Consider the following 25,052-nt stretch of genomic DNA (forward strand, 5'->3'; position numbering starts at 1 on the left):
ACAAATATAAGGTTATATGAAGGCACTTAGATAATGGATGACTCCATGCATCAATATACGATAAAAGATTTAGCTGAATTTATGCAGGCTGCCCGAGAGGATAAGGACCAAAAGCCATTTATATTTATTACTGGTGCAGGATGTTCTGTCAAAGCAGGCATACCTTTAGCTGAAAAAATTGTATCAGAATTGAATGAACAGTTTGCTTTGGAATTAAAACCTTTATCTGATGAAGACCGTAGGGATTATGGTAAGTGCATGGGACGTCTTGAGACATCTAAACGTCGTAGATACCTACAAGAATATATTGGGAAAGCAAAAATAAACTGGTCTCATATAGCTTTGGCTTGCTTGATAAAAGAAGGTTATGTTCGTCGTGTACTGACATTTAACTTTGATAATCTATTGGCGCGTAGCTGTGGATTGCTTGGGCAATACCCACCGACTTACGACTTTACTGCTGCTAATCTAAACCTGCACCGTTTGATTGATGATCCTGCTATCGTACATCTTCATGGACAGGGCCACGGATTTGTCCAATTAAATACAGATTCTGAGACAGAAGCACATGCGACACGGCTCAAAGAATTCGTTGGTCATACTTTGAGTGAGTCACCAACATTGTTCATTGGCTATAGTGGTGAGAATGATGCATTTCTACCACAAGTTGAAGAGCAGTTCAGTGATCAGCATCGGCTGTTTTGGGTTGATATGGGTGATCAAGCGCCAGAACATCTGCAACAGAAACTTTTAACTTCTAGCTTGGCGCATTATATGAGCTGCGAAAATGGTGCAGATCTATTTCTTATTCAGTTGGCACAGAAGTTAGGCTGCTTTCCACCTACAATCTTTGCAGATCCTTATCAGCACTTGCTAAATGAGCTAGATGAGATAGCAGATTATCCAATGCCAAAGGAAGATCTGTCAGAAGATAAGAAGGAAAATCGATCAATTCGCTCCAATACTAGTACGCAAGATATTTTACTAGGAACTAAAAATAAGCTTAAAGAAGTGCAGCAGCAGGATAAAGAAGGAGAAACTGACTTTTTGCAAGAGTATTTACAGAATGATTATGAGAAAATTATAAGGAAATTAGAAGATAAAAAATCTTTAAATTTTCAGCAATCACTGTGGTTGGCGCGTGCTTATTTTGGCTCGGCACTACAAGAAACCAGTGCGGAAAAACAAGTTAGTATATATGAAAAATTAATTAGTAGATTTGAAGAAAATACTGAGTTAAACATACGAGAGCAAGTGGCTAAAGCACTTGTAAATAAAGCTCTTGTGCTAGAAGGTATCGATCAATTACATAATGCAATTGAAGTTTATGATGAGGCTATAGCAAAGTTTGGTGAAAGCAATGAGCTTGGTTTGCAAGAATTCATGGCTATAGCATTGGTAAATAAGGGAGTTGCATTAGGAAATCTTAAACAGTCAGAAAATGCAATTAAAGCATATAATGAGGCTATAGAAAAGTTTGGTGAGAGGAATGAAATTAGCTTGCAAGAACCATTGACGATAGCAATTAATAATATAGGCTATTCAAAGCTAATGGTGGCAAAAAAGCAATGGCAAAATACGAGTGTTGCAAGAGAGTATTTACATCAAGCATTAAAAGACTTCTCGAAAGCTTTAATAAAGTCTTCAAGGGATCATCATGCTACGATTTTGGGCAATGTGGCTTACACAGAGTTTTTACAAGGAAACATGGTTGATTCTGAAAGTCATTTACGCGAAGCACTACAGCAGGGCAGGCAGCCTTTCTATGATGAAACAATAAAAGATCTTGCTAAAGATCCTATAGATCTTGATAATGATTTTAAAGATTTGTTAGAAAAAGTCTGGAATGAGATAAACGAATAGAAGTATAAGTATGACGTTCTATACTATTAAAAAACGCCTATCCAATATCTGGACGGGCGTTTTTTTATGTCTACTATAATCAGTTTTTATTCCTAATCAACGCAATAACTGGGAGCGCAATCACATACATTAGCACACCATATACCGCCGCAGGTAACGCGATGGCAGGCAGGCCAACGGCTGTTCCCATAATGATAGGTGCTAAAGTAATCGCAGTCGTACTGTTTTGAATACTCGTCTCTATTGAGATGGTTTTGGTATCAAACCAGCTTAGCTTTAATAATTTAGAGGTCAAAATACTAAATATAAATAAAGCCATAATGATAAGGACAAGCTCAAGTCCCATTGATGTCAACTGTGATTTTAACAACTCCCAGTTAGAAGCGATGGCAGCGAAGACTATCAATACGAAGAAGATACTGGCCAAGCCATTTAGAATGCTACTTCTGCGCACCATAAAATCGGTGAATTTATAGCGAGCGAGCATACCAAGGGTAACCGGTAACGTCGTCAAGAGAAACATGACAGCGCCGATCTTTACTGCGCTAATAGAGCCTGTTTGGTCTTGCATAAAGTGGTTAAAAGCTAAGGTGATTAGAATAGGCAAGGTAATGACAGATAACAGGCTGACCACGCCAGTGAGAGCGACTGACAGCGCGACATTGCCTTTGGCATAATAGGTGAGCATGTTACTAGTGACGCCGCCTGGACAAAAGCTAATCAGCATAATACCAAACGCGATTTCTGGTGGTGGTGCCATTACTAAAATCACTGCTAAAGCAATCAAAGGCACGAATATAACTTGATTGACGAGGCCTACAAAAAAAGCTTTGGGGTAATTGACGATAACCTTAAAGTCACTGGGTTTTAGCCCTGTTCCTAAGGTAAACATAATGTAGGCAAGAGCCAGTGGGAGTAAAGCCAGAGCAGTACCGCTCATAAAACATTCCTTGTTGAATTAAAAGCCATATTAAAATGGCTTTTTAAATAGATCACATTCCTTGTGTCTCTATCATCTTAAGTGTTATTAAAAATTTAGTAAACCTTTCACCTAAAGTTTGATGTGGGTTGGATTCAGTTTTACTCCGCCAATGCCCCAACCAATGAGACTATCTGGCCTGCTTCATCTTCTTCAATGATACGAGTCTCTGTAAGCGCAGCTTTTCGCCATGCTTGTATATGAGGGTTATTTAGCATTGTCTCGCAGTACTGCTTGGTCATTGGTTTTAACTTTACGCTTGAGGCCTCCGCATAAGTCTGCAAGCGTAGAACCACAGGGGCAAAAAACGCATCGGCAGCCGTAAATTGACCAAACAGATAGCTGTCTGTTGAGCGACTTTTTAAACAATCTGCAAAGATATCTTCTATACGAGCGATGTCACTCAAACATGCAGCACTTGGCTGTATTTTCGCAGTGGCTCTGATATTCATCGGCATCTCACTACGAATACCCATCAGCCCTGAATGCATCTCAGCGACGATACTCTGACAATAGGCGCTATTTATTCTGTGGCTATTATCATCAGTAGTGTCAGCGTCAGATTTGCCTAATCCGGTCCAGATATCTATATCTGTCAGGTAATCATTGGCATGAATGGCAATCGCTAAAGTGTCCCAGACCGTCACCTTATCATCACCTTGACCATACACTAAAACGGGCACTTTACCTGTTGGCGCATACTCATTGAGAATAGGTGTCGCGGATGGATGAAGCAACTCAATCAGCTGTTCATCGAAATCAATACCAAAAGCCTGAAGCAATAGCCAAGCCCGTAATGACCACGACGAATAGTTCTTATTACCGATAATGAGTAGAGGTTTTTGCATAATAAAATCCTTTTAAGCAGTATTAAGTAGAGTTTTATTATGTCTTTAATATTGAAAATTGACCAGTCTATCATTCAAGTAATAATTGAAAAAAACGCCCATCCAAATGTTGGACGGGCGTAATTATTAATTATCTGTAATGATTGTCTTAATTCATCAATCAACGAATTAGTCGTCTAACAAATCCATTTGCTTGGCTGCTTCATAAATACCATTTGAGCGGTTACCCGTACGGCAGAATATCAGCATTGGCTGTTCAGCTTGATTAAAAAAGTCAGCAAACGTTTCGACGTGCGTTTGATTTAGCTCATTACCTGCAAAAGAAATTTCTTTATAAGCAAGTCCTGCTTCTTTCGCAGCGGCTTCAATATCAGCGCTGGTCGGTTGATTTGGTTCTTCACCATCTGGACGGTTATTGATGATGGTTTTGAAGCCGTTTTCAGCAATCATCGGTACTTGGTCAGGGGTGATTTGTCCAGTAAAACTAACTTGATGGCTCATAGGAGCTCCTTGTTATTTTTTATATGAAAGAGTGACGTGTTTGGTCTATAACGACTGTACTAAGCCTAAGCTGAATGCGCAAAATTCTAAAGATGAGCTATGTAAACATCGTAACAGTTTTTATAAATACAACGGTTTTTATGAATCCAACAATTCTATAGCAGACCTTGCATTAAGGCACTTTGATACAGCAGTTTGGCGCGCGCACCAGTACCACAGAACATAAGTATAGGTTTGGGCATAGAGTGATAAAAGTCAGCAAACTGTTCGACAGTCAGCATGCTCAAGCGCTCATCATCAAATGGTAGGTGATGATAGGTCAAATTGGCTTGAGCAGTTGCACTGGCAAAGTCACAGCTATTCGGCTGCGTTTCTGTCTCAGCATCAGGACGAATATTGAGCACAGAGCGGTAGCCAAGCTCAGCAATTTTGAGACATTGGCTTGGATAGATTTGCTTATAAATAGTGATGTTATCGGTCATAAGTCGCTTCGGTTACGGATATAAAAAGGCATTTGAAGATAGAGGTATAGCTAGATGCCGCTTCTCTATAGTATGTTTGATGACTAGCATAACACAGCTTTTATCATAGCTATATCTTGCCACAGACAATAATGGCTATTGATTTAGTCTATAAGCGTTGGTTCATATATCCTTTAGCGCATCTACTGCATCCATCGTACTTAAATAAACATGCCCTGAGAGGTCGGTGATCACAGGGGTATTTTCAATGATATCCATGACAGGCCCTTTAATGAAGCTAAAATTTAGGTGCTTATCCTGAATCAGCAGCTCTTTATTTAAGCTGATGAGCATCTCTTGTCCAGTCAAATCAATGTGATTGACGGCTGACATGATAAGGACGATCTCGTACGCTTGCGGGTATTGTTGGGTGGCATGTATCACGCGGCGGTGCACGGATTCACTATTACCAAAAAACAAGCTTTCATCGACACGTAACATCAATAAGTGACTAAATGTCAGCACATCATGACGATTGATATTGCGAAAATGCCCCGTGCCAGCTAGCTGTCCGACGATGGCCACATGTGGTTTGCTCGATTGCCAAATCAGGCTAGCAAAAGACACCATAAGACCAATGACTAGGCCCGTATTTAGCCCAAATATCAGCACGCCTACAAACGCCGCCATAAAGCTAGCAGCATCCAGACGGTCTCGTTGCCATGCTGACTTCAATGTCGTCATATCAATGAGGCCGATAATAGAGGCCATGATGGTTGCGCCTAATATCGCATAGGGCAGTGGCGCTAGCACGTTGCCAAAAGCAATCAAAGCCGCAATCATTACCAGCACCGTTACCAAACTGGCAACAGGCGTTTTGGCCCCTGAGTCAGCATTAATAGCAGTGCGAGAAAATCCGCCAGCGACTGCAAAGCTTTGAAAGAACCCACCTGCAATATTGGCAAAGCCAAGTCCAGTCAGTTCGCGGTTGGCATTGAAGCTCTCACCGCGCAGACGGGCATAATTGCTAGCGACTGAACTGCTTGAGACAAATACAATCAGCGCCATCAGCCCTGCGCTAGGCAGTAGGTTGAGGGCGACATCGAAGTTGGGTACATAAGGAAAGGTAAAGGTCGGTAGCCCTTGCGGAATACTACCAATCGTTGCCACACCGCTTGTGGTCCAATGCAAGCTCATACTCATGACAATCGCAATGCCGAGCAGAATAAGCGGAAATAAGCGCTCTGCCCATTTGGCATAGATAGAGGGCAACCAAGATTTCCATACCCATTGGCTGCCGTAACGATTGGCAACCAAAAGCGCAAAAGCGATCACACCAATGAGTAAGGTGAGCGGATGCAGCTGACGAGCATACAGTTGCATACTGGATAAATAACCGAATAAGCCATTTCCTGCTATGGGAATAGCCGTTAGGTATTTCAGCTGACTGATAAAGATAAGTACCGCGGCACCACTGATAAAGCCAGCAGAAACCCCGCGACTGATAAACTGCATGATCCAGCCAAGCTTTAGCCACCCAGCTAGCGATAACATTGCCCCAACCATCAATGATAGCAAGCTGGCCATCAACACATATTGTTGAGCACCTTCTGCTGCATAAGGATGCAGACTACTGGCGGTCATAATCGCAGTGATAGCGACAGGCCCCACTGCTTGAATATTACTCGAGCCTATCCATGCATAGACCATAACGGGCACGATAGCAGCGTACAGGCCATAAACAGGTGGCAGACCTGCTAGCACCGCATAGCCTAAGCTTTGCGGAATCACGAGCACACCAACGACCAATCCTGCGATGACGTCAGTCGGCAGCGCAGACAGCTTGTATTGACGTAACCAAGCGGGAATTAGACGAGTGGCAATAGAAAGCATAGCAATACGTCATCATAATAAAAAGTTAGGGTGTGTTGAACGTTATTACAGCCGATTATTAAGCGGATAATCTATCCGTCTGTTTTGGCACAAAAGCGTTGGTAAAGGAGATCTAGAACCGCTAAAGCATCGTCACTGGCAATACTATAGTAGATTTGCTTACCTTCACGGCGTGTCGAGACCAGCTCGTCTTTACGTAGGATGCCCAACTGCTGTGACAAGCTTGGTTGTCCAACACCGACTAAGCTTTCAAGTTCACTGACGCAATACTCTCCTTGAGTTAGCTGACATAGCAGTAACAGTCGATCAGGATGCGAGAGTGACTTTAATAGCTGGCTGGCTTGCATCGAAGCTTGTTTCATTTGCTCAGCAAGGTCTTTAGGTGCAGACTCTGTCTCACTAGGTGATATAGGGTCGCTCGGGCTAGTTGTAGATGTGCTCAATGCTGAAGGTTTCAGAGCGAGCTCCTTATATTAAGTATAAATAGTAGGTTATAGCATTTATAGATAAACGTGATTAATTATCAATGATACATGAGTCTTTATCAAGTTATATTTATTTACATTATATAAATTTATAAAATGTATAATAACTGCTATGTTAGTATGCACAGTCAATTGATATGTCGCTGCAGATACGAGCGCATATTATACTTAAGAATTTATTAAAAACTAAAATATTCATAGAAATACAAAGAGGCAGCCATGCAAGTCCATTCATTCTTACATAGCGATACAGAAACCTATACTCACGTACTGGCAGATGTCCAGAAGCAAGTATGTGCCATCGTCGATCCCGTATTAGACTTTGATGCCAAGTCAGGACGTACTGGTACTACGAGTGTCGATGAAGTGATTGAGTTTGTCCGTGAGCATGGCTGGGAGCTGGTCTATATTATAGAGACCCATGCCCATGCAGATCATATCTCAGGAGCCGCACACGTCAAAGAGTTGCTAGGTGGTCAGCTCGTCATAGGGCAGCATATCACCGAAGTACAAAAAACATTCAAGCAAATCTTTAATTTCGATACCAGTTTTCGCACCGATGCCAGTCAGTTTGATATTTTGACAGATGATGGCGAGACTTTGGCGCTTGGCGATATTACTATTACGGTCATGTATGTGCCGGGTCACACGCGAGCTGACATGGCGTATGTTGCTGCTGATGATGAAAAGACAGTGGTCTTCGTCGGAGATACTTTGTTTGCGCCAGATGTGGGTACGGCTCGCTGTGATTTCCCAGGTGGAGATGCCAAAACCTTGTATCATTCAATCAAAAGGCTGCTAGCACTCCCTGAAGATACGATGATGTATCTGTGTCATGATTATCCAAGTAAGGGTCGAAAACACTGTCCAAGCACTACTGTGGCAGCGCAAAAACTGGGTAATATCCACGTAAAAGAGGGGATTAATGAAGCCGAGTTTGTAGAAATGCGTGAGCGCCGTGATGCTACGCTTGATATGCCGCGATTAATTATTCCTTCGGTACAAGTTAATATTGATGCAGGTCATTTTCCAGAGCCGGAAGACAATGGTATCCGTTATCTGAAAGTACCGATTAACGCCCTTGGTAAATAAAAAAACGGTGTAGTAAGTAAAAGTTGTTACCCCGTGCAGCACGATGCAAGTATCGTATGCTAGATATCTATAATAATGTTAATCTGTAGATTGTCCGCTATATAGAAGCTCGGTATAGCTACCTGCAAGCGCTAAGTTCGGCGATAACTGGAGAGAGCAATGAACCCTTATGAACGTTTTTTATTGCCCAAGCTGATCGATGTCGCTTGTAGTGCGGGTAATGTGATGAAAGCGCGGTCTAAAATTGTTCCTCAAGCGATAGGTGAAGTACTCGAAGTTGGAATTGGTAGTGGTTTGAATCTACCGTTTTATGATGCCAAACGAGTCTCTTCTATTGTTGGTATCGACCCAGCGGCTCAGATGCAGACACTCGCACGTAAGCGGGCGAGTGACATTAGCATTCCAGTTGAAGTGATAGCCGTGGATGTCCAAGGCATTCACGCTGATACGGATCGATTTAATACGATTGTGATGACCTTTACCTTATGTAGTATCGACGATCCGGTATCGGCACTTCAAGAAATGGCACGAGTGCTAAAACCTGATGGTCGCTTGCTATTTTGTGAGCATGGCTTAGCACCAGATCTTTCTGTCGAGCGTTGGCAGCATCGATTGACACCTTTTTGGAAACCTATAGCAGGAGGGTGTCATTTAGATCGCGATATTCCAGCACTGATTAGAGCAGGTGGTTTTGCCATCGACGAGTTAAGCGAAGCATACTTGCCAGGTCCACGACCGATGAGCTACGTGTATAGTGGTGTGGCAAAGCAAGTGCTGTAGAGAGTGACTATAAACCATCATCATAAAGTTGTTTGTATAATCTATCCAAGCCGAACTATTAAGACAATAGAATAATTAGAATAGGAATCAAATCATGAATGAGCAAAGTTTTCATCTAGTCTGCCCACATTGCCAAGCAACCAACCGTATCCCTGCTGCACGGCTTAGCGCTGAAGCAAAATGTGGTAAATGTGGTCAGCCACTACTGACGGCAAGCCCTCACGAGTTGAATGCGCAAACGGTCAGCAAGTTCATTCAAAAGAATGAGGTATTGACCATCGTTGATTTTTGGGCGAGTTGGTGCCAGCCTTGTATTATGATGGCACCACAATTCAAAGTGGCTGCCAGTCAGTTGCCGCAAGTAGTTTTTGCAAAGATACAAACGGATAAATACGAGCAAGCATCAGCCCCTTATAACATCCGTAGTTTGCCGACTATGGTTGCCTTTAGAGGCGGTAAAGAAATCGCGCGGCAGTCGGGCGCACTGCCCAGTGACCAAATAATCCAGTGGGTGCGAAGCTTAAGCGTTTAAGCTTCAGAGAAGTTTACAGTCGTGATGATGAGTCATAAAAAAGCCAATACGTTGATTGCGTATTGGCTTTTTTAATCACAATAATCGTCTAACATTATGGGTACTCGAAGCTATCGAATATAGCTCATCTTATTTAAATGCTACTCACCATAAATCTTGATACCGTTGACGAAGCTACAGCGTTGGATACGTGCAGACTGTACGATTGCATCACTCTCGCCATAGAGACGTGATAACTTGGCATCGCGTGCTTGAGTACTGTTGCTTTTGCCAAGACCAAAGCTGATGTTAGGAGAGATACCCCAACGCCCTGCAGAAATTCCAACACCCACACCTGAGGCAGATAAGCTTGACTGCTCATTACGTGCTGCGTCTGCATAGCGATTAACACGAGTATATTCTTGGCTGAGTGCTTGGCAATCATAGCTTTGATAGGTGCTTGGCGGCACATACTGCGGTGTGACATTACCTGTAGAAGCACAGCCTGAGAGCCCCAAAATACCAGCTGTGGCTAGTAACGTCGCTGTAGTAAGAGTTTTCATGATGGCTCCATTAGGCTAAATTATTGTCTTTGTATATATTCAAGATAGCAAAAATAATGTGATTAAGATATTGAAAGTCCCTCGATTATCCAATATTTTGCCTCTGAGTAGTCTTACTATATGTGCAACTTTAGTACGGCAGACGGATTAAAATAAGTTGCCAGGCTTTGTAAAGGCCAGTACCACAATACCAAGATACGCGATACCCGCAATGACAATACCCGCTTTTCTTTGAGCAGGTGTTGCATGATTCTTAAATGCTTTTACACTAGCGCTAATAGCAGTGAAGAGCAAAATTATTTTGGCAAAAGCCCATTGGACAGGGGCATTGACACTCATTAGCTGCATGAGCATCACTGCGCCTGATACGATAATGAGCGCATAGAGAATATGAGATGCTATCTTCACCGCACGTGGCGCTCGTCTATTAGAGCTTAATACCAAATAACTCTGGTATATAAATAGCACAATGATCAGTAATGCCATTAGCATATGTAAATGTTTCATTGAATATGGTTTTCCTTAAATTTGCATTGGTCCGCTTGTTTATAGCATTCAATTATTATATGAAAACATGTGATCTAAACAACAACATTCTAAGCTTTGTTTTGTCCAGCGCATAACGGGCTATCAGGGCTTTGGCCTTGCCACTCGACGGGCGTATAAGCATGAATGGCTAGGGCATGTACTTGACCACCTTGTGAGGTCAGTAGTGCATTAACCAGTCCATATACGAGCTGATGGCGTGCGACCAAGCGTTTGCCTTCAAAAGCATTACTGACAATAGTGAGCTTAAAATGGCTTTCTTTACCATCGAAATAACCAGCATGATTCATTGACTCATTGACCAGTTCTAGATGTTGTGACTGCAGAACTTGTAGCTCTGCATGAAGCGCATCAGCAGTCGGTGTGGTAGTCATAACAATCCTTCCATATGTTTTGCTTAATAATATTTAGCAATGTGTTGATTATATATTGTGCACATTATAGCAGACACAATTATCTAGACTGAGTGCTCTTGAAATGCGTAGACAAATCAATCGTTCTTACTTGCCAAGTATAGGGCGAACAAATATAACTATCAGTAATAACGCGATTAATAGCGATACGCTCAATTACCAAACTCAATAGTTATTATCATTTCTTACTAAAATTGTCATTTCTCACTAAAAATGAAAAGAGCAGAGCACAATACTTCATGTGCACTCTGCTCTTATAATCTATAAATATTGGCTCAAAACGTGACATCTACCAATAAGTTTTGATTAACGGCGGGCTTGTTGATACAGCGGCGTTACTTTAGGCATCAATGCCTGTAATTGAGAAATACGACTGCTACTAGATGGGTGAGTGCTTAAGAATTGTGGTGGCTCGCCTTCGCTTGCCTTCTGCATTTTTTGCCATAAGCTAACGGCTGCCTGTGGATTGTAGCCTGCACGTGCCATCAGCTCAAGACCGATTTGGTCAGCTTCAGACTCTTGAGTACGACTATGAGGTAGGCTCAAACCTAAATTGCCAGCAGTACCTGCTAACTCAGCCTGTCCTTGTGATAAGCCAAATATGCTAGCAGCCACACCGATACTTGTTTGCGTTGCATATTCACGCGACAGACGCTCACGTGAGTGTTCACGTAGCGCATGCGACATCTCATGCCCCATAATCGCTGCAATCTCATCGTCAGTTAGGTTCAAGCGGTCGATAATACCTGAATAAAACATAATCTTACCACCAGGTACAACGAAGGCGTTTAGTTCGTCAGATTGGATAGTATGCACTTCCCAGTCCCACGCTGCCGCATCTGTACGGTAAGTGCCAACCTGACCGATTAAACGATTAGCGATAATCTTTAGGCGATTAAGCTGAGCTGTATTTTTATCCAGTACGCCCTTTGATTTGGCTTCTTTCAGCGTATTCGCGTAGCTTTCCGCTGATAACTGAAGGACTTGCTCACTAGAAACTAATAGCAGCTGCTGACGGTTGACACCAACGGCACCCGTGTTGGTCGTGCTAGTACAGCCTGCTAAAGTCAGTGTGGACAGTGACACTGCCATCACGGTAGTGGTCATTAGCTTTTTCATAAAAAAATCCTCGCTGTAAATGATAAAAGTAAAAGTTGTACAAAGTATATATCTATAAAATAGGTCAAATGATAATTCTTAGCTGATATGTGGACAGCACTTATTACTCTATTTATCTGTCTTAATAGTAAAATTTTACCCGAACCGGCATTGCCCATAAGTATAATAATGTTAATAGGCTAAAACCAATGTAGAAACAGTAACAACACAACGTATGATTGTAAGTGGAATATCATCAAATCTTGATTGCTCTGCTACCATATCGACTTTGCTATACTTATTATCTCTACTTGGTTTATTTGTATCGAACACCTTAAGCTTTGACTGTGGTCATATGCAGTAGAGTGAAATATGTTTTTAAGATTTATTTATAAAAAGTGGCGATGCATTACGAAAATAGAAGTTTGGCTGATGGGCATAGGCGTGATTAAACATAGTTCATGACAACGGCACATAATATTTTCATCACTAGTGAAAATAATGATTACTTCAGTAAATGAGATACTTATTATTAAATCAATTACTTATAGGTAAACTCTCTAGAAATAGAGACTTAAAGTGAAAGTATTGGAAATAAATATGAAAAAAGGTGTTGACACACTCAGGAATTTTGATAGAATAGCCAGCCTATCGAGACGGAGTTGTTGTTAACAACACTACAATTCGATAATCAGCGGGAATAGCTCAGTGGTAGAGCATAACCTTGCCAAGGTTGGGGTCGAGAGTTCGAATCTCTTTTCCCGCTCCAAATATGGCTTGAAAAAGCACTAAATCCTCACTTCTTATCATAAGAAGTGAGGATTTTTTTATGGATAAAATTTGGTCGAGACTAATCAAAGACAACCACTCATTCGCACCCAAAGAGTCTGGCCGATGAACCAATAGAAGTACGGAGTACTAATAAAAAGCTAGCAACCAGTCACGCGCGTGGCCACAGACGAAACCAGTAAACTCTTAAATATCTCAAACCAACCTGCATCATAAGGGCGCATCATGCCTCCAAGAATCCTCACCCATATCTCTCCTCAGCAAGCCTTCATCATATCAGCCATCGTCATCGTCATCATGGGTGTTACCATGATTGGTTTTGGTTGGGTGCCGCATCTCTCCTTGATACTCGCTATCTGTGTCCTACTAGGCATTGGCGCCTTTAAAGGACTGAGCTTTGATGACATGCAAGCACAAATGGCCTCAGGCATCATGCGCGGTATCGGTGCCATCTACCTCTTCTTCTTCATTGGTCTGATGGTCGCCGCACTAATGATGTCAGGTGCCATACCTACTCTTATGTACTTTGGCTTTCAACTCATATCACCAGAGTATTATTACATCTCTGCCTTTGTGTTGACCTCTATTATTGGTATTGCACTGGGTAGTAGTTTGACTACAGCGGCAACGCTTGGTGTGGCGTTTATTGGCATGAGTAATGCCTTTGATGCCAATGTCGCGATTGCGGCTGGTGCCGTCGTCTCAGGAGTGTTCTTTGGCGATAAGATGTCACCTTTATCTGATACTTGTACCATTGCCTCATCCGTTGTCGGTATTGATCTGTTTGAGCATATTCGCAACATGATGTACACCACCGTTCCTGCTTGGATACTCACGGTTATCTTGTTTTGGATGTTCTCAGGTCAGACAGCGGGTTCTGATCTTAGTCAGGTGACTATTCTCCAAGCACAGCTGATCGACAGTGGCTTGGTACAAAACTATGCGGTATTACCGTTTGTGGTGTTGGTCGGACTGGCGGTCTTTCGAGTTAATGCTATCTATACGATTATCTGTACTATTGCTGTGGCGCTCATTATCACTTATATACACAGTAGTCCAAGCTTTGGACAATTAGGTGGATATCTGTTTGCAGGGTATGCACCGGCTGAGTCATTAGAGCTGGGTGAAGTAGGGGGCATGCTGTCACGTGGCGGTGTACAAAGTATGTTCTTTACACAGGCGATTGTGATATTGGCACTCAGTCTTGGCGGGTTACTCACGGCATTGGGTGTGTTACCAGCATTGCTATCAGGTATCAAGGACACATTAACGACGTCAGGACGGGCGATCTTTGCGGCGGCGATGTCAGCACTTAGTATTAATGTGCTTATCGGTGAGCAGTATTTAAGTATTTTACTGTCAGGGACGGCTTTTCGTTCGACGTTTGAGCGTTTGAATTTACATCCAAAGAATCTATCTCGTACGATTGAGGATGCGGGGACGGTGATTAATCCATTGGTGCCTTGGAGTGTGTGTGGGGTGTTTATCAGTCAGGCATTAGGGGTGCCGGTGTTGGATTATCTGCCTTATGCATTTTTCTGTTATTTGTCGTTACTATTAACGCTGCTTTTTGGCTTTACGGGAGTGACTATTAGTCGTCGTTTGGATTAGGTGAGCCATTATTGAATACAACCTTTTTCTAAATGAAAGTATTTCATTCAATTCTTACCAATAGACTTTCAAAGATTGGTAGTAATTCCCTCAAGAGAAGTACTCAAAATATTATCCTTTCTTATTATTGGCATAAATTAACGCATCAATCGTGTTTATGCCAAGCCATAAAGTTGTGACAATCAGGTTTTTCTATTTCTTCTTATTTAAAGACTTTTACTTGGTTGTGAATATTTCTAATAAACGTGCTTTTAGGTTTAATATGTGTGTATAATAAAATCTACTAATTAATGTTAATTTTTGTAATAAGTATGGTGTGTCATTTCTGCTAATAAGAATTAGTTATTGATGTATTACTGCCATAGATGTCTCAAAATTTAATAGTTGCCTTAAAGCAGTCTAACGGCTAAGTTAGTTAACTAGTAATTGGAATTTAGTTTAGTATTGTTAAGTAACGAATGTATTTCATCGATTAAATTACTTTATTGAACCACAACCACATGGATAGGGAAGAATATGTCAAATATTAATGAGTCTTTACAAGAGTTAATGAGCCTTGATGGCGCTATGGGCGGCTGTATCGTCGACTATATGTCAGGCATGGTACTGGGTATGACTGGTGGCGGTGTTGATCTAGAGCTTGCTGCTGCAGGCAACTCACAAGTGGTCAAAGCGAAAGTCGCTACCATGAAGTCACTTGATATCAAAGGTGAGATTGACGATATCTTAATCACGTTAGAGTCACAACTACACATCATCCGTCCTGCCTCTAAGCATGAAGATTTGTTTATCTATTTGGTGCTTGATAAGGCTAAAGCCAATCTTGCATTAGCACGTCGTAAAGTACAGTCAGTGGAAAACAATCTAGAACTATAATTTGGTTGGCAATATTCAACCTAATGAATGCTGATCGATATGTTCTTGTTGCTTTTACTTTATTGAAGATTATGAGCAACAAGATCATATTCGTTATATAAACCTATTGCATAACGAATGTGATCTTTATGTCCGACAATGAGTTAACTGATCCTTAGATGTCTTATTAAATGGTGGTAAAATGAAATGTATTGCATACGTTAGCAGAGCACCTATCAGCAGAGCGTCAATTCGTGAACATAGTGTTCGTATGCCTACAGGGTTATCAGAGATTATTAGTGCCTCTCGTGAGCATAACCCAAAGTCGCAAATCACTGGGATCGTCTCTTATCGTGAAGGTCAGTATTTCCAAGTATTAGAAGGGCCAAATTTTGAAGTAGACAAACTCATGGCCAAAATAGCCGCCGATCCTAGGCACGAAGATATTTGGGCTTTTTTGGACGTAGATATTATTGAACGTAGCTTTCCCAATTGGGGTGTTAGCGTATTCAACTTTGTAGACCAAGGTGTTTTCTTTAGTACCTTTGTAGAGAACCATAGAATCATTTTCAATAACTTTGATGACTATCAAAAAAAACGTATTAAGCCTTTTATTGATATAGATAAAATCGACACAGTTCCTGATGAATACTATCAAGGTAAGAACTTGCGATTATTGTCATGGCCTGATTTGAATAATGAAAGTAATCCTCAAATGATTATGAGTCTATGCATCAAGTTGACCAAAAAACCGTATCCATTTAACTTTTTGGCAGATAGTGGCGAATTTGGCACACCTCAGCAAGTCACACAAATTGTCAGAGAGTTTGAACGATCAGGCATATTAAGCGTCACAGAAGCTGAGCCATTAGTAGAGAAAGTAGTGGTCAGTGAGAAAAAGCCTAATAAATTTTATGGCGCGATCAAAAAATTCTTAGGAATGAGGTAAAAAATTGAACTATCAGAAGCTAGCTATCATTGGTGAAGTGGGTGCCGGAAAAACTCAATTGGTCCAAACACTGAGTGAAATCAGTCCTATCGAGACAGAAGCGAAGTCTAGTATCGATATCGGTAAAGAGTACACCACAGTCGGCATTGATTACGGACGGATCACACTGTCGGATGACATGGCTTTAGGCATCTATGGCGTACCAGGACAAGAACGTTTTTCCTTTTTATGGGAATTCGTCAACCAGTCTCTGTGGGGACTACTCATATTGATTCGCTATGGTGAAACCCCTGATTATGCCAATATGGATAAACTGCTCACCTTCTTCGAACCAGAGAAAAACGAAACCACCTGTGTCATTGCCATCACCCACTGTGAAGATGCTGATAAGGAGAGTCTATCAGCACTTGGTCAAGAAATAAGAATCATGTTGATGCAGCACAATGTAGTGGCCCCCGTGATTAACACCGATCCTAGAAGTAGAGAGTCCGCTGTGTCTCTTTTATCCTTATTCAACACTCTTAATAACCAAGACTGATGTTAGGTATGACTATGTCAAATGAAAAATCACCAGCGAAACTCGCATTACTAAGCCACATCAAAACTTTATGTGATGCTAATAGAGAAATTATATTGGTCAGCCTCTGTACCACAGATGGCTTTCCTATCAGCTGCTTCTCAGTCAGCGAGCTTAGCAACCAAGCGGATAAGTTTGCAGCGATGAGCAGCACACTGTCTTCACTAAGTGATTCGTCTGCAAAGCAAATGAAGCAAGGCGAATGCAATATTGCGATTGTTGAAGCCACTTCTGGGAATATACTATTCGTCAAAACAGACTACATTGGTAAGCCTTGTGTGTTGACGGTGGTTGCCCACAATAAGATGGCATTAGCTGAAGCACGATATAAGACCAAGAAATTGATTGGGGAAATCTCTGCTATTAGAGAGTAGGGTGATTTGTCTGTGAAGACAAATGCGGTCGCATAGCTATTGTAGCTACTCTGGTATTTATCGAATTCAAAGATCAAAATAGAAAGCGCCACTCAACAATCAGTTGAGGGGCGCTTTTTTTATGATTTAGATGTTTAAATTGAAAATCAGAGAATAAACATAAGTCATAAATAATATACTTGAAAAAAGATATTAAAAATATATTCGATAAAGTGAATTAATTAAATGGCTCGATTGAAAGGGAAGTAAAGGAGCATAATAATTAAATAAAACACACTTTTATTGAAAACATAAAATACGATAGATAATAAGATTTTTTTATTATGAATGATTTTTTAAATAGTGATATTGATTATCTTTTAGATTTGAAATGCTATCTATATTAGAGCCCTTGTAACAAGGGTTCATTAGTTTCCATCAATCATAATTAAAAAGATAAGCTATTATTTGTCTAAGGATTCTATTCAATTATTGACTGTGTATTTTTGATTATTTGAATGAAATAATCCAGTGAATCGAAACGTAAATAAGAATTATTTTAAATTAAAAGTTATAAAACCTTTGGGTTTTTTGTTTTTCTTACCCAATGGCAGTTATTTGGTTATGAACGGTTAACTGACTGTGATTTATTTTCTAATATATAGAGTATAATGGAATCTACCAAGTGATATTAGTTTTCTTAATAAATACAGTACATTATCTGTACTAAGAAACACACTTGGTTATTGATGTTCTATTATTATGAACATCTCACAAATTAGCATTACTTTATTGAACCACAACCAAGTAGATAGGAATAAGAATGTCAAATATCAATGAGTCTTTACAAGAATTAATGAGCCTTGATGGCGCTATGGGCGGCTGTATCGTCGACTATATGTCAGGCATGGTACTGGGTATGACTGGTGGCGGTGTTGATCTAGAGCTTGCTGCTGCAGGCAACTCACAAGTGGTCAAAGCGAAAGTCGCTACAATGAAGTCACTTGATATCAAAGGTGAAATCGAGGATATGCTAATTACGTTGGAATCTCAGATACATATCCTTCGTCCTACTCATAATCACGAAGATCTGTTCATTTACTTGGTGCTTGATAAATCAAAAGCCAACCTTGCACTAGCACGTCGTAAAGTGCAAACAGTAGATAAAAATATAGAAATATAATTTGGTTGGCAATATTTAAGCCAACGAATAGTTTATCAAAACACTCTTGTTGCTTTTACTTTATTTAAAAGCATCAGCAACAAGATTATATTCGTTATGTAATCGTCTTACATAACGAATGTGATCTCTGTATACAACAATGATTTCACTAAACTGGATGTCTTATTAAATGGTGGCAAAATGAAATGTATTGCATACGTCAGTAAAGCGCCAGTTCGTGATCATAGTGTTCGTATGCCTACGGGGTTATCAGAGATTATTAGTGCCTCTCGTGAACATAACCCAAAGTCGCAAATCACTGGGATCATCTCTTATCGTGAAGGTCAGTATTTCCAAGTATTAGAAGGTCCGCATCTTGAAGTAGACAAACTCATGGCTAAGATAGCCGCCGATCCTAGGCATGAAGATATTTGGGTTTTTCTGAACGTACGCGTTGCTCAACGTAGTTTTTCCAATTGGGGCGTTAACGTATTTGACTTCGTTGACCAAGGCCCTCTTTTTGATGCTTTTGTTGAAAAAAATAGCCCTACCTTAAATAATTTTGATGACTATCAAAAAAAACGTATTAAGCCTTTCATTGATATAGAAAAATCTGACACAGTTCCTGATGAATACTATCAAGGTAAGAACTTGCGATTATTGTCATGGCCTGATTTGAATAATGAAAGTAATCCTCAAATGATTATGAGTCTATGCATCAAGTTGACCAAAAAACCGTATCCATTTAACTTTTTGGCAGATAGTGGCGAATTTGGCACACCTCAGCAAGTCACACAAATTGTCAGAGAGTTTGAACGATCAGGCATATTAAGCGTCACAGAAGCTGAGCCATTAGTAGAGAAAGTAGTGGTCAGTGAGAAAAAGCCTAATAAATTTTATGGCGCGATCAAAAAATTCTTAGGAATGAGGTAAAAAATTGAACTATCAGAAGCTAGCTATCATTGGTGAAGTGGGTGCCGGAAAAACTCAATTGGTCCAAACACTGAGTGAAATCAGTCCTATCGAGACAGAAGCGAAGTCTAGTATCGATATCGGTAAAGAGTACACCACAGTCGGCATTGATTACGGACGGATCACACTGTCGGATGACATGGCTTTAGGCATCTATGGCGTACCAGGACAAGAACGTTTTTCCTTTTTATGGGAATTCGTCAACCAGTCTCTGTGGGGACTACTCATATTGATTCGCTATGGTGAAACCCCTGATTATGCCAATATGGATAAACTGCTCACCTTCTTCGAACCAGAGAAAAACGAAACCACCTGTGTCATTGCCATCACCCACTGTGAAGATGCTGATAAGGAGAGTCTATCAGCACTTGGTCAAGAAATAAGAATCATGTTGATGCAGCACAATGTAGTGGCCCCCGTGATTAACACCGATCCTAGAAGTAGAGAGTCCGCTGTGTCTCTTTTATCCTTATTCAACACTCTTAATAACCAAGACTGATGTTAGGTATGACTATGTCAAATGAAAAATCACCAGCGAAACTCGCATTACTAAGCCACATCAAAACTTTATGTGATGCTAATAGAGAAATTATATTGGTCAGCCTCTGTACCACAGATGGCTTTCCTATCAGCTGCTTCTCAGTCAGCGAGCTTAGCAACCAAGCGGATAAGTTTGCAGCGATGAGCAGCACACTGTCTTCACTAAGTGATTCGTCTGCAAAGCAAATGAAGCAAGGCGAATGCAATATTGCGATTGTTGAAGCCACTTCTGGGAATATACTATTCGTCAAAACAGACTACATTGGTAAGCCTTGTGTGTTGACGGTGGTTGCCCACAATAAGATGGCATTAGCTGAAGCACGATATAAGACCAAGAAATTGATTGGGGAAATCTCTGCTATTAGAGAGTAGGGTGATTTGTCTGTGAAGACAAATGCGGTCGCATAGCTATTGTAGCTACTCTGGTATTTATCGAATTCAAAGATCAAAATAGAAAGCGCCACTCAACAATCAGTTGAGGGGCGCTTTTTTTTGTGATTTAGATGTTGGTATTAATATATTTTCAAGCAGCATTGTAAATTATAGCTAATAAGTGAACATTACCCTCACTTTAATTTATACCTTGTTTGGAATTATTTCGGCGATGAGATATGTCTAATAATGGATATATAATATTTCTCTGTTTTATATGTCAGACGGCAGTTATTTTGTCATGACTGGTTAGTCCAAAATAATCTCCCTTATAATACATAGAGTATAATGCGAACTACTAAGTTATGTTAGTTTTTTTAATGAATGAGATTCATTATCTTTGCTGAAAGACATACTTCGTTATTGATGTTTCTTGATCAAAAACATCTCACAATTTTAGCGTTACTTTATTGAACCACAACCAAGTAGATAGGAAAAAAATGTCAAATATCAATGAGTCTTTACAAGAGTTAATGAATCTTGATGGTGCTATGGGTGCCTGTGTTGTTGATTACATGTCAGGTATGGTATTAGGTATGACTGGTAATGGTGGCAGTATAGATTTAGAGCTTGCTGCAGCTGGCAATGCACAAGTAGTAAAAGCGAAAGTCGCTACAATGAGATCACTTGGTATCAAAGGTGAAATTGACGATATGTTAATCACGTTAGAGTCTCAAATACATATCATTCGTCCTACACATAACCATGAAGATTTGTTTATTTACTTGGTGCTTGATAAATCAAAAGCCAACCTTGCACTAGCACGTCGTAAAGTACAAGGGATAGAAAGCAAGCTAGAAATATAATTTGATTGGTAGTATTTAAATCGATGCATATTTGGTAGATATCTATTGTGGTCTTATTAAACAGGCTAGCAATAGGACTATGTGTATTACGAGAATTTAGACAGAAAAAGCGCCACTCAACAATCAGTTGGGTGGCGCTTTTTTTATAGCTTTAGATATTGAGATTGAAAACGATGGATCTAGCTAGCTATTCTTACGTTGCATCAAACTATTGGCGACCCATGCTGGCCCAATTAGTAAAAACTGTAAGTCTTTAAAGAATGATGGTTTCTCTCCTTCGATTTTATGGCCGATAAACTGTCCAATCCAAGCGACGATAAAGATACCCGCCCACACTTTAAACCCCCACGGTAAGAACGCCATAACAGACAAGCAAATTAAGATAAATATGCCCATTGCTAAAAACAATGGCGTGGATAAACGTATGTAGAACAATAATACCAAGGCACTAAGTACCAAGGTAAACCATACAGATAGCGACATTCCGACGCCTAGCAGACTGACAAATATAGTAGGGACACACAACCAATGGATTTTTTTGTTGACTAGGTTTTGATGACTAATAGAGTACTCGCTGAGCCACTGCTCAAGTGTGCGTTTCGACATTCTCTGCTGCTTAACACGAGCCATACCAACCTCCTTGTTAGTAATTAATAGGATGAATTGATACTGGCTACCAGTTCAGGTGCCAATAACATTCGTAGTATCAGTTTTAGCATTAATTATGCCAATCTACCATGCTATCCAATAGACGGCACAGTCAGAAATTATGATGCTATAGTCAAATCCTCTATAAATTGGATACGGTGTCAGTCTTGCTTAGTCTACTACTCGTAGCACTTTCATTTACCTTCCTTGTATCCAAATCATATTGAACTGACTCTAGCAACATTGTGATCAATACAGCTGACCATATTCTTTTGCTTTTCATTTTGAATGTCTCAGTGTTAATTCAATGCTGAAAAACTAACCTTGTTCGCTACGATGCCATTCATAGAGACCGATAAAGGCATTTATTTGATAGATCATAGTTTGGATAGCAAAAATATAGTTACCAGACATTAAGTTGACGATGAGCCAGACGAAATTCACGATAATCCATAGCCACCAGTTAAATGAATACCGCAAAATCATCGCGGCTTGTGCAGTAATTGAAAGTACAAAGGCAATAACATTAATCCAAAAGAAAGAAATAAACCCTAGAAACAGGCTGCTATCATCTTCTACCACTGCATAACCATAGCTTGCTAATAAGTTATTTACCGTGGGAAACAGTGCAAGTCCAATGATGATGAAGGCAGCGGTAATCAACCAAACGGCTTTGTTAGCAGCCTTTGGTATCATGTCACCATCAGGATCAGTATGCTTTGACCAATAAAAAATACCGTAGACATGGGTGAAAAAGTTAAAGAGCGGCGCAAGCATTAGACCAACTGCGCCAGACGTTGCTTGTACGACCACTTCGCCCGCAGTCGCTGCCATGCCTAGACCATTACCCATGACGTTTTTTCGGAATGACAGTGAGACAACACAGACCAAACCAACAAAAGACACGCCTAAATAAAACATATCGAGAGAGGCATGGTCTGTGGTGAGCCAAAAGCCAGTGGATAGGGCAACCACTCCGCAAATGAACCAAGTAACAATCCATTGCATTGCCCATTTTCCGGTGATGTTGTCTAATAGCTGAATACGCATAAGGCTTCTTTCCTAAAATGAGAGTTGGTCGCCGCATAGTGATTGATACTGTTACTTTTCATTTTACGGATTTTTACCGTAGATGTATTGATCAATAAATAGCACCGCTTGTTGATAGCGCGCATCGTAGTCTGGCTCATCAATCATATATGGCTTGATATGATGGCGCGCAAATATAACGACCAGTCGTTGCTCAAAACGCCCTCGTGCTTCAGGTGTACCCAAAGAGCGCATACCATCATCAACCCACGGTGTATTATTATCTAGCATGATAGTGTGGTCTAAGCGGAACTCATCGATACAAGCAGCCACAAACGGGTGCGTGCAATTTTCATATTCTTCACAGAACGCCTGTGTGGTGACAAAATCTGTGTCAACGATGGTGATAGGGGCGGTGGCATTCGCTGTCGCCTCTCGGATAGCTTGAGCATGGTGTAGGGCAATGGGTCCGTAATCCTTATATTGCAATCCAACCTCGCTACCTCCCAAATCCGTGCCGACATACAGCCGCCCCATTTCTAATGCAAAACTGGCACCATAATAATTAGCAAGCTTATGTATTAAGGTTGTTTTGCCTGAGCTTTCACCACCGACAATAGCAACGGTCTTAGTATAGTCGCCACGAGCTTGTGGATGAATGGCTGACCAATGCGCTACCGGATCACGAGCAATCGCATAAGAGTCAAATTCAGGCTGTAGTGGCGTAGTGACCACTCGCAAAAGCAGCTGGTCTTGTACATCGCCTTGCGTGAGTGGATGGTTCTCTGCAATGAACAATACAGCATCTGTTGGCAAGTCGAGCACATTAGCCAAACGCTGTAATTTGGCATTGCTAGCTAGGATATCGATAGTGACATCATCATTGGCGCTGACATCTTCATTAGCATTGTAGAGGTGCTCATGCAACGGTAGCTCAATCTCGTGAGTCGTATGGATATGAATAAATGGTAAGTCAGCACATGCCATCTGTAGCCAACGTGCTTTGTCTTGTAAGGTAATCGTGAAATTTGGATGCGGTGATGGGTGTGCCATAATGACGATATGCAACGTCTTTGCCTGTCCTGCCGCATACAAAATACTACGCATCTGCCCCAAATGGAGAGGTTCAAAATGTCCAATCATTAATCCAGTGTCGTACATAGTTATCCTTACCTGTGCCTCATCTTGGCTTTATATTTATTTTGTTTTTATGACTTGTACCGACTGATATAAGTTTGACTATATAAAGGTTTTGGTTGATTTGCAGGTAGGTTATTGTAAACACAAGTTTGATGCAGAATTTTATATAGATTATTCGTCTTTCTAAAAGATAATTAGTGACCAGTTTTTTGCTAAATTAGCTAGGTTTTAATGGTTCTACTACTACATAAATAATGCTTATCTATCTGATAGCATTAAAAAATACTGAGCAGATGAATTATTAGCGTAAGGTTTTAGCAATAAACCTAGCTTTGAAACATTTTGAAATAATTATTTAAAATCAGGGGTTTAGATGCCCTTATGACAGATTAGGGCAAGCTTAGGTAGCATAAACTCACAAAGTACTGCTACATCTTCAACAGATGGGAACTGAATAGTTGATATACTTATTCGTAAGTCAAGAGGGCTAAATAGCACTTTGATTGAATATAGCAAATAAGTATAAAGAAATATAAGAAAACATAAATAATAGAGAGGTATCTGATTTGGCTAAGTTAGCGAAATTACATCGCTCACAGAACAACCGTATGATAGCAGGAGTGATGGGCGGCGTTGCAGAATATGTCGGTTGGTCACCAACTTGGGTGAGAGTGCTATTCGTAATTATTTCATCGTTGAGTGCAGCAGTACCAGGCATCTTAATATATATTATTTTATGGATAATAATGCCCAAAGCAACCAGTGAATCGTATCAGTAAATTATCTTGAAGATTTAAAGCTATACTTTGAAAATCAAAGTTTAACTAAAAAATAAAAAGCCTGATCAATCAGGATACCAAAGACATACTTTTCCTCCTGCCCAGATGCTCGCGCATCTGGGTATTTTTTTATCTATTGCTTTGATGACGCTTATGGCTTCAGTTTGATTATAAATGAGCCATATAATAGGATTTTTATCGCTGAGATATAAATTTAGTTAAGGTAAATATGGATAAAATAGTCAATTTTTAGTAAGGTGAGCAGACAAATAGAGTCGTTGCCGAATAGGCTGTACGAGTGCTATCAACGTTTTATTTATTAATACTAATTCCATAGTGATTTTATTATGACATCCCAAGCGAAAAACTCTCAACCG

General features: G+C 40.5%; 28 protein-coding genes and 1 tRNA gene. 16 read left to right on the top strand and 13 right to left on the bottom strand.

Features of this window, described 5'->3' with window-relative positions; all coding sequences use genetic code 11:
- Nucleotides 1-33 precede the first annotated feature (33 nt).
- Nucleotides 34-1,863 carry an SIR2 family protein gene (locus JMW61_RS06615; RefSeq protein ID WP_201550017.1) on the top strand — a complete coding sequence of 610 codons (1,830 nt, stop codon included), beginning with the start codon at nucleotides 34-36 and terminating at the stop codon, nucleotides 1,861-1,863.
- Between the two features lie 79 nt (nucleotides 1,864-1,942).
- Here the strand turns inward: JMW61_RS06615 and JMW61_RS06620 are convergent, their stop codons facing one another.
- From JMW61_RS06620 to JMW61_RS06645, 6 genes are all read right to left on the bottom strand, one after another.
- The gene (locus tag JMW61_RS06620) at nucleotides 1,943-2,803 is read right to left on the bottom strand and encodes a bile acid:sodium symporter family protein (protein ID WP_201550018.1); all 861 of its coding nucleotides are present in this window, start codon (nucleotides 2,801-2,803) and stop codon (nucleotides 1,943-1,945) included.
- Between the two features lie 140 nt (nucleotides 2,804-2,943).
- Complete coding sequence (locus JMW61_RS06625; protein WP_201550019.1) at nucleotides 2,944-3,690, bottom strand: glutathione S-transferase family protein; 747 nt, start codon at nucleotides 3,688-3,690, stop codon at nucleotides 2,944-2,946.
- 168 nt (nucleotides 3,691-3,858) lie between these two features.
- On the bottom strand, nucleotides 3,859-4,191 hold the full coding sequence (locus JMW61_RS06630; protein ID WP_110924009.1) for a TIGR01244 family sulfur transferase: 333 nt from the start codon (nucleotides 4,189-4,191) through the stop codon (nucleotides 3,859-3,861).
- Nucleotides 4,192-4,346: 155 nt separating this feature from the next.
- Nucleotides 4,347-4,673 (bottom strand): beta-lactamase hydrolase domain-containing protein, encoded by a 327-nt coding sequence (locus JMW61_RS06635; RefSeq protein WP_201550020.1) that lies wholly within the window; start codon nucleotides 4,671-4,673, stop codon nucleotides 4,347-4,349.
- Between the two features lie 162 nt (nucleotides 4,674-4,835).
- Entirely contained in the window at nucleotides 4,836-6,545 is a 1,710-nt protein-coding gene (locus tag JMW61_RS06640) for a SulP family inorganic anion transporter (protein ID WP_201550021.1), read from the bottom strand.
- Nucleotides 6,546-6,616: 71 nt separating this feature from the next.
- Nucleotides 6,617-6,988: an ArsR/SmtB family transcription factor gene (locus tag JMW61_RS06645; protein ID WP_406947810.1), complete on the bottom strand. Its 372-nt coding sequence runs from the start codon at nucleotides 6,986-6,988 to the stop codon at nucleotides 6,617-6,619.
- A gap of 261 nt (nucleotides 6,989-7,249) precedes the next feature.
- Here JMW61_RS06645 and JMW61_RS06650 point away from each other — a divergent pair, with 261 nt between their 5' ends.
- From JMW61_RS06650 to trxC, 3 genes are all read left to right on the top strand, one after another.
- Entirely contained in the window at nucleotides 7,250-8,122 is an 873-nt protein-coding gene (locus JMW61_RS06650; RefSeq protein WP_201550022.1) for an MBL fold metallo-hydrolase, read from the top strand.
- Between the two features lie 159 nt (nucleotides 8,123-8,281).
- A complete protein-coding gene (locus tag JMW61_RS06655) occupies nucleotides 8,282-8,902 on the top strand; it encodes a class I SAM-dependent methyltransferase (protein ID WP_201550023.1) in 621 nt (206 codons plus the stop codon).
- A 94-nt stretch (nucleotides 8,903-8,996) separates the two neighbouring features.
- Nucleotides 8,997-9,434: a thioredoxin TrxC gene (gene trxC, locus JMW61_RS06660; RefSeq protein WP_201550024.1), complete on the top strand. Its 438-nt coding sequence runs from the start codon at nucleotides 8,997-8,999 to the stop codon at nucleotides 9,432-9,434.
- Between the two features lie 140 nt (nucleotides 9,435-9,574).
- Here trxC and JMW61_RS06665 read toward each other — a convergent pair whose 3' ends face one another.
- The 4 genes from JMW61_RS06665 to JMW61_RS06680 form a co-directional block, all read right to left on the bottom strand.
- Nucleotides 9,575-9,976 carry a hypothetical protein gene (locus JMW61_RS06665; RefSeq protein ID WP_197218241.1) on the bottom strand — a complete coding sequence of 134 codons (402 nt, stop codon included), beginning with the start codon at nucleotides 9,974-9,976 and terminating at the stop codon, nucleotides 9,575-9,577.
- Nucleotides 9,977-10,123: 147 nt separating this feature from the next.
- Nucleotides 10,124-10,483 (bottom strand): SirB2 family protein, encoded by a 360-nt coding sequence (locus tag JMW61_RS06670; protein WP_201550025.1) that lies wholly within the window; start codon nucleotides 10,481-10,483, stop codon nucleotides 10,124-10,126.
- Nucleotides 10,484-10,572: 89 nt separating this feature from the next.
- Complete coding sequence (locus JMW61_RS06675; protein ID WP_201550026.1) at nucleotides 10,573-10,896, bottom strand: BolA family protein; 324 nt, start codon at nucleotides 10,894-10,896, stop codon at nucleotides 10,573-10,575.
- Nucleotides 10,897-11,241: 345 nt separating this feature from the next.
- Complete coding sequence (locus JMW61_RS06680; protein ID WP_201550027.1) at nucleotides 11,242-12,054, bottom strand: M48 family metallopeptidase; 813 nt, start codon at nucleotides 12,052-12,054, stop codon at nucleotides 11,242-11,244.
- Between the two features lie 673 nt (nucleotides 12,055-12,727).
- Between JMW61_RS06680 and JMW61_RS06685 the strand changes: the two genes are divergently transcribed.
- From JMW61_RS06685 to JMW61_RS06735, 11 genes are all read left to right on the top strand, one after another.
- A tRNA-Gly gene (locus JMW61_RS06685) sits at nucleotides 12,728-12,802 on the top strand.
- 245 nt (nucleotides 12,803-13,047) lie between these two features.
- The gene (locus JMW61_RS06690; protein ID WP_201550028.1) at nucleotides 13,048-14,433 is read left to right on the top strand and encodes a Na+/H+ antiporter NhaC family protein; all 1,386 of its coding nucleotides are present in this window, start codon (nucleotides 13,048-13,050) and stop codon (nucleotides 14,431-14,433) included.
- 516 nt (nucleotides 14,434-14,949) lie between these two features.
- Entirely contained in the window at nucleotides 14,950-15,309 is a 360-nt protein-coding gene (locus tag JMW61_RS06695) for a hypothetical protein (protein WP_110924444.1), read from the top strand.
- Nucleotides 15,310-15,490: 181 nt separating this feature from the next.
- A complete protein-coding gene (locus JMW61_RS06700) occupies nucleotides 15,491-16,237 on the top strand; it encodes a BLUF domain-containing protein (RefSeq protein WP_201550029.1) in 747 nt (248 codons plus the stop codon).
- A gap of 4 nt (nucleotides 16,238-16,241) precedes the next feature.
- Nucleotides 16,242-16,775 carry a GTP-binding protein gene (locus JMW61_RS06705; RefSeq protein WP_197102980.1) on the top strand — a complete coding sequence of 178 codons (534 nt, stop codon included), beginning with the start codon at nucleotides 16,242-16,244 and terminating at the stop codon, nucleotides 16,773-16,775.
- 14 nt (nucleotides 16,776-16,789) lie between these two features.
- A complete protein-coding gene (locus tag JMW61_RS06710) occupies nucleotides 16,790-17,188 on the top strand; it encodes a roadblock/LC7 domain-containing protein (protein WP_201550030.1) in 399 nt (132 codons plus the stop codon).
- An 802-nt stretch (nucleotides 17,189-17,990) separates the two neighbouring features.
- On the top strand, nucleotides 17,991-18,350 hold the full coding sequence (locus JMW61_RS06715; RefSeq protein WP_201550031.1) for a hypothetical protein: 360 nt from the start codon (nucleotides 17,991-17,993) through the stop codon (nucleotides 18,348-18,350).
- A gap of 180 nt (nucleotides 18,351-18,530) precedes the next feature.
- Nucleotides 18,531-19,262, top strand: coding sequence for a BLUF domain-containing protein (locus JMW61_RS06720; RefSeq protein WP_201550032.1), 732 nt, complete (start codon nucleotides 18,531-18,533; stop codon nucleotides 19,260-19,262).
- 4 nt (nucleotides 19,263-19,266) lie between these two features.
- Nucleotides 19,267-19,800, top strand: a complete 534-nt coding sequence (locus JMW61_RS06725) for a GTP-binding protein (RefSeq protein WP_197102980.1) — start codon at nucleotides 19,267-19,269, stop codon at nucleotides 19,798-19,800.
- Nucleotides 19,801-19,814: 14 nt separating this feature from the next.
- Nucleotides 19,815-20,213: a roadblock/LC7 domain-containing protein gene (locus JMW61_RS06730; protein ID WP_201550030.1), complete on the top strand. Its 399-nt coding sequence runs from the start codon at nucleotides 19,815-19,817 to the stop codon at nucleotides 20,211-20,213.
- A 500-nt stretch (nucleotides 20,214-20,713) separates the two neighbouring features.
- Nucleotides 20,714-21,079: a hypothetical protein gene (locus JMW61_RS06735; RefSeq protein WP_110923327.1), complete on the top strand. Its 366-nt coding sequence runs from the start codon at nucleotides 20,714-20,716 to the stop codon at nucleotides 21,077-21,079.
- Nucleotides 21,080-21,262: 183 nt separating this feature from the next.
- Here JMW61_RS06735 and JMW61_RS06740 read toward each other — a convergent pair whose 3' ends face one another.
- The 3 genes from JMW61_RS06740 to nadR form a co-directional block, all read right to left on the bottom strand.
- Complete coding sequence (locus JMW61_RS06740; protein WP_110923326.1) at nucleotides 21,263-21,709, bottom strand: Mpo1 family 2-hydroxy fatty acid dioxygenase; 447 nt, start codon at nucleotides 21,707-21,709, stop codon at nucleotides 21,263-21,265.
- Between the two features lie 336 nt (nucleotides 21,710-22,045).
- Nucleotides 22,046-22,777: a nicotinamide riboside transporter PnuC gene (gene pnuC, locus JMW61_RS06745; protein ID WP_110923325.1), complete on the bottom strand. Its 732-nt coding sequence runs from the start codon at nucleotides 22,775-22,777 to the stop codon at nucleotides 22,046-22,048.
- A gap of 63 nt (nucleotides 22,778-22,840) precedes the next feature.
- Nucleotides 22,841-23,917 (bottom strand): multifunctional transcriptional regulator/nicotinamide-nucleotide adenylyltransferase/ribosylnicotinamide kinase NadR, encoded by a 1,077-nt coding sequence (gene nadR / locus JMW61_RS06750; RefSeq protein WP_201550033.1) that lies wholly within the window; start codon nucleotides 23,915-23,917, stop codon nucleotides 22,841-22,843.
- Nucleotides 23,918-24,462: 545 nt separating this feature from the next.
- Here nadR and JMW61_RS06755 point away from each other — a divergent pair.
- Nucleotides 24,463-24,675 (top strand): PspC domain-containing protein, encoded by a 213-nt coding sequence (locus JMW61_RS06755; protein WP_110923323.1) that lies wholly within the window; start codon nucleotides 24,463-24,465, stop codon nucleotides 24,673-24,675.
- Nucleotides 24,676-25,052 lie beyond the last annotated feature (377 nt).

Origin of the sequence: Psychrobacter fjordensis (assembly GCF_904845995.1) — a bacterium.
Lineage (GTDB): Bacteria > Pseudomonadota > Gammaproteobacteria > Pseudomonadales > Moraxellaceae > Psychrobacter > Psychrobacter fjordensis.

Coding starts and splice junctions, on each gene's coding strand:
- JMW61_RS06620 (WP_201550018.1), bottom strand. CDS start 2,803: ATGAGCGGTACTGCTCTGGCTTTACTCCCACTGGCTCTTGCCTACATT.
- JMW61_RS06740 (WP_110923326.1), bottom strand. CDS start 21,709: ATGGCTCGTGTTAAGCAGCAGAGAATGTCGAAACGCACACTTGAGCAG.
- JMW61_RS06715 (WP_201550031.1), top strand. CDS start 17,991: ATGTCAAATATCAATGAGTCTTTACAAGAATTAATGAGCCTTGATGGC.
- JMW61_RS06700 (WP_201550029.1), top strand. CDS start 15,491: ATGAAATGTATTGCATACGTTAGCAGAGCACCTATCAGCAGAGCGTCA.
- trxC (WP_201550024.1), top strand. CDS start 8,997: ATGAATGAGCAAAGTTTTCATCTAGTCTGCCCACATTGCCAAGCAACC.
- JMW61_RS06710 (WP_201550030.1), top strand. CDS start 16,790: ATGTCAAATGAAAAATCACCAGCGAAACTCGCATTACTAAGCCACATC.
- JMW61_RS06720 (WP_201550032.1), top strand. CDS start 18,531: ATGAAATGTATTGCATACGTCAGTAAAGCGCCAGTTCGTGATCATAGT.
- JMW61_RS06640 (WP_201550021.1), bottom strand. CDS start 6,545: ATGCTTTCTATTGCCACTCGTCTAATTCCCGCTTGGTTACGTCAATAC.
- JMW61_RS06655 (WP_201550023.1), top strand. CDS start 8,282: ATGAACCCTTATGAACGTTTTTTATTGCCCAAGCTGATCGATGTCGCT.
- JMW61_RS06615 (WP_201550017.1), top strand. CDS start 34: ATGGATGACTCCATGCATCAATATACGATAAAAGATTTAGCTGAATTT.
- JMW61_RS06625 (WP_201550019.1), bottom strand. CDS start 3,690: ATGCAAAAACCTCTACTCATTATCGGTAATAAGAACTATTCGTCGTGG.
- JMW61_RS06735 (WP_110923327.1), top strand. CDS start 20,714: ATGTCAAATATCAATGAGTCTTTACAAGAGTTAATGAATCTTGATGGT.
- JMW61_RS06690 (WP_201550028.1), top strand. CDS start 13,048: ATGCCTCCAAGAATCCTCACCCATATCTCTCCTCAGCAAGCCTTCATC.
- JMW61_RS06635 (WP_201550020.1), bottom strand. CDS start 4,673: ATGACCGATAACATCACTATTTATAAGCAAATCTATCCAAGCCAATGT.
- JMW61_RS06665 (WP_197218241.1), bottom strand. CDS start 9,976: ATGAAAACTCTTACTACAGCGACGTTACTAGCCACAGCTGGTATTTTG.
- JMW61_RS06730 (WP_201550030.1), top strand. CDS start 19,815: ATGTCAAATGAAAAATCACCAGCGAAACTCGCATTACTAAGCCACATC.
- pnuC (WP_110923325.1), bottom strand. CDS start 22,777: ATGCGTATTCAGCTATTAGACAACATCACCGGAAAATGGGCAATGCAA.
- JMW61_RS06630 (WP_110924009.1), bottom strand. CDS start 4,191: ATGAGCCATCAAGTTAGTTTTACTGGACAAATCACCCCTGACCAAGTA.
- JMW61_RS06680 (WP_201550027.1), bottom strand. CDS start 12,054: ATGAAAAAGCTAATGACCACTACCGTGATGGCAGTGTCACTGTCCACA.
- JMW61_RS06675 (WP_201550026.1), bottom strand. CDS start 10,896: ATGACTACCACACCGACTGCTGATGCGCTTCATGCAGAGCTACAAGTT.
- JMW61_RS06695 (WP_110924444.1), top strand. CDS start 14,950: ATGTCAAATATTAATGAGTCTTTACAAGAGTTAATGAGCCTTGATGGC.
- JMW61_RS06670 (WP_201550025.1), bottom strand. CDS start 10,483: ATGAAACATTTACATATGCTAATGGCATTACTGATCATTGTGCTATTT.
- nadR (WP_201550033.1), bottom strand. CDS start 23,917: ATGTACGACACTGGATTAATGATTGGACATTTTGAACCTCTCCATTTG.
- JMW61_RS06650 (WP_201550022.1), top strand. CDS start 7,250: ATGCAAGTCCATTCATTCTTACATAGCGATACAGAAACCTATACTCAC.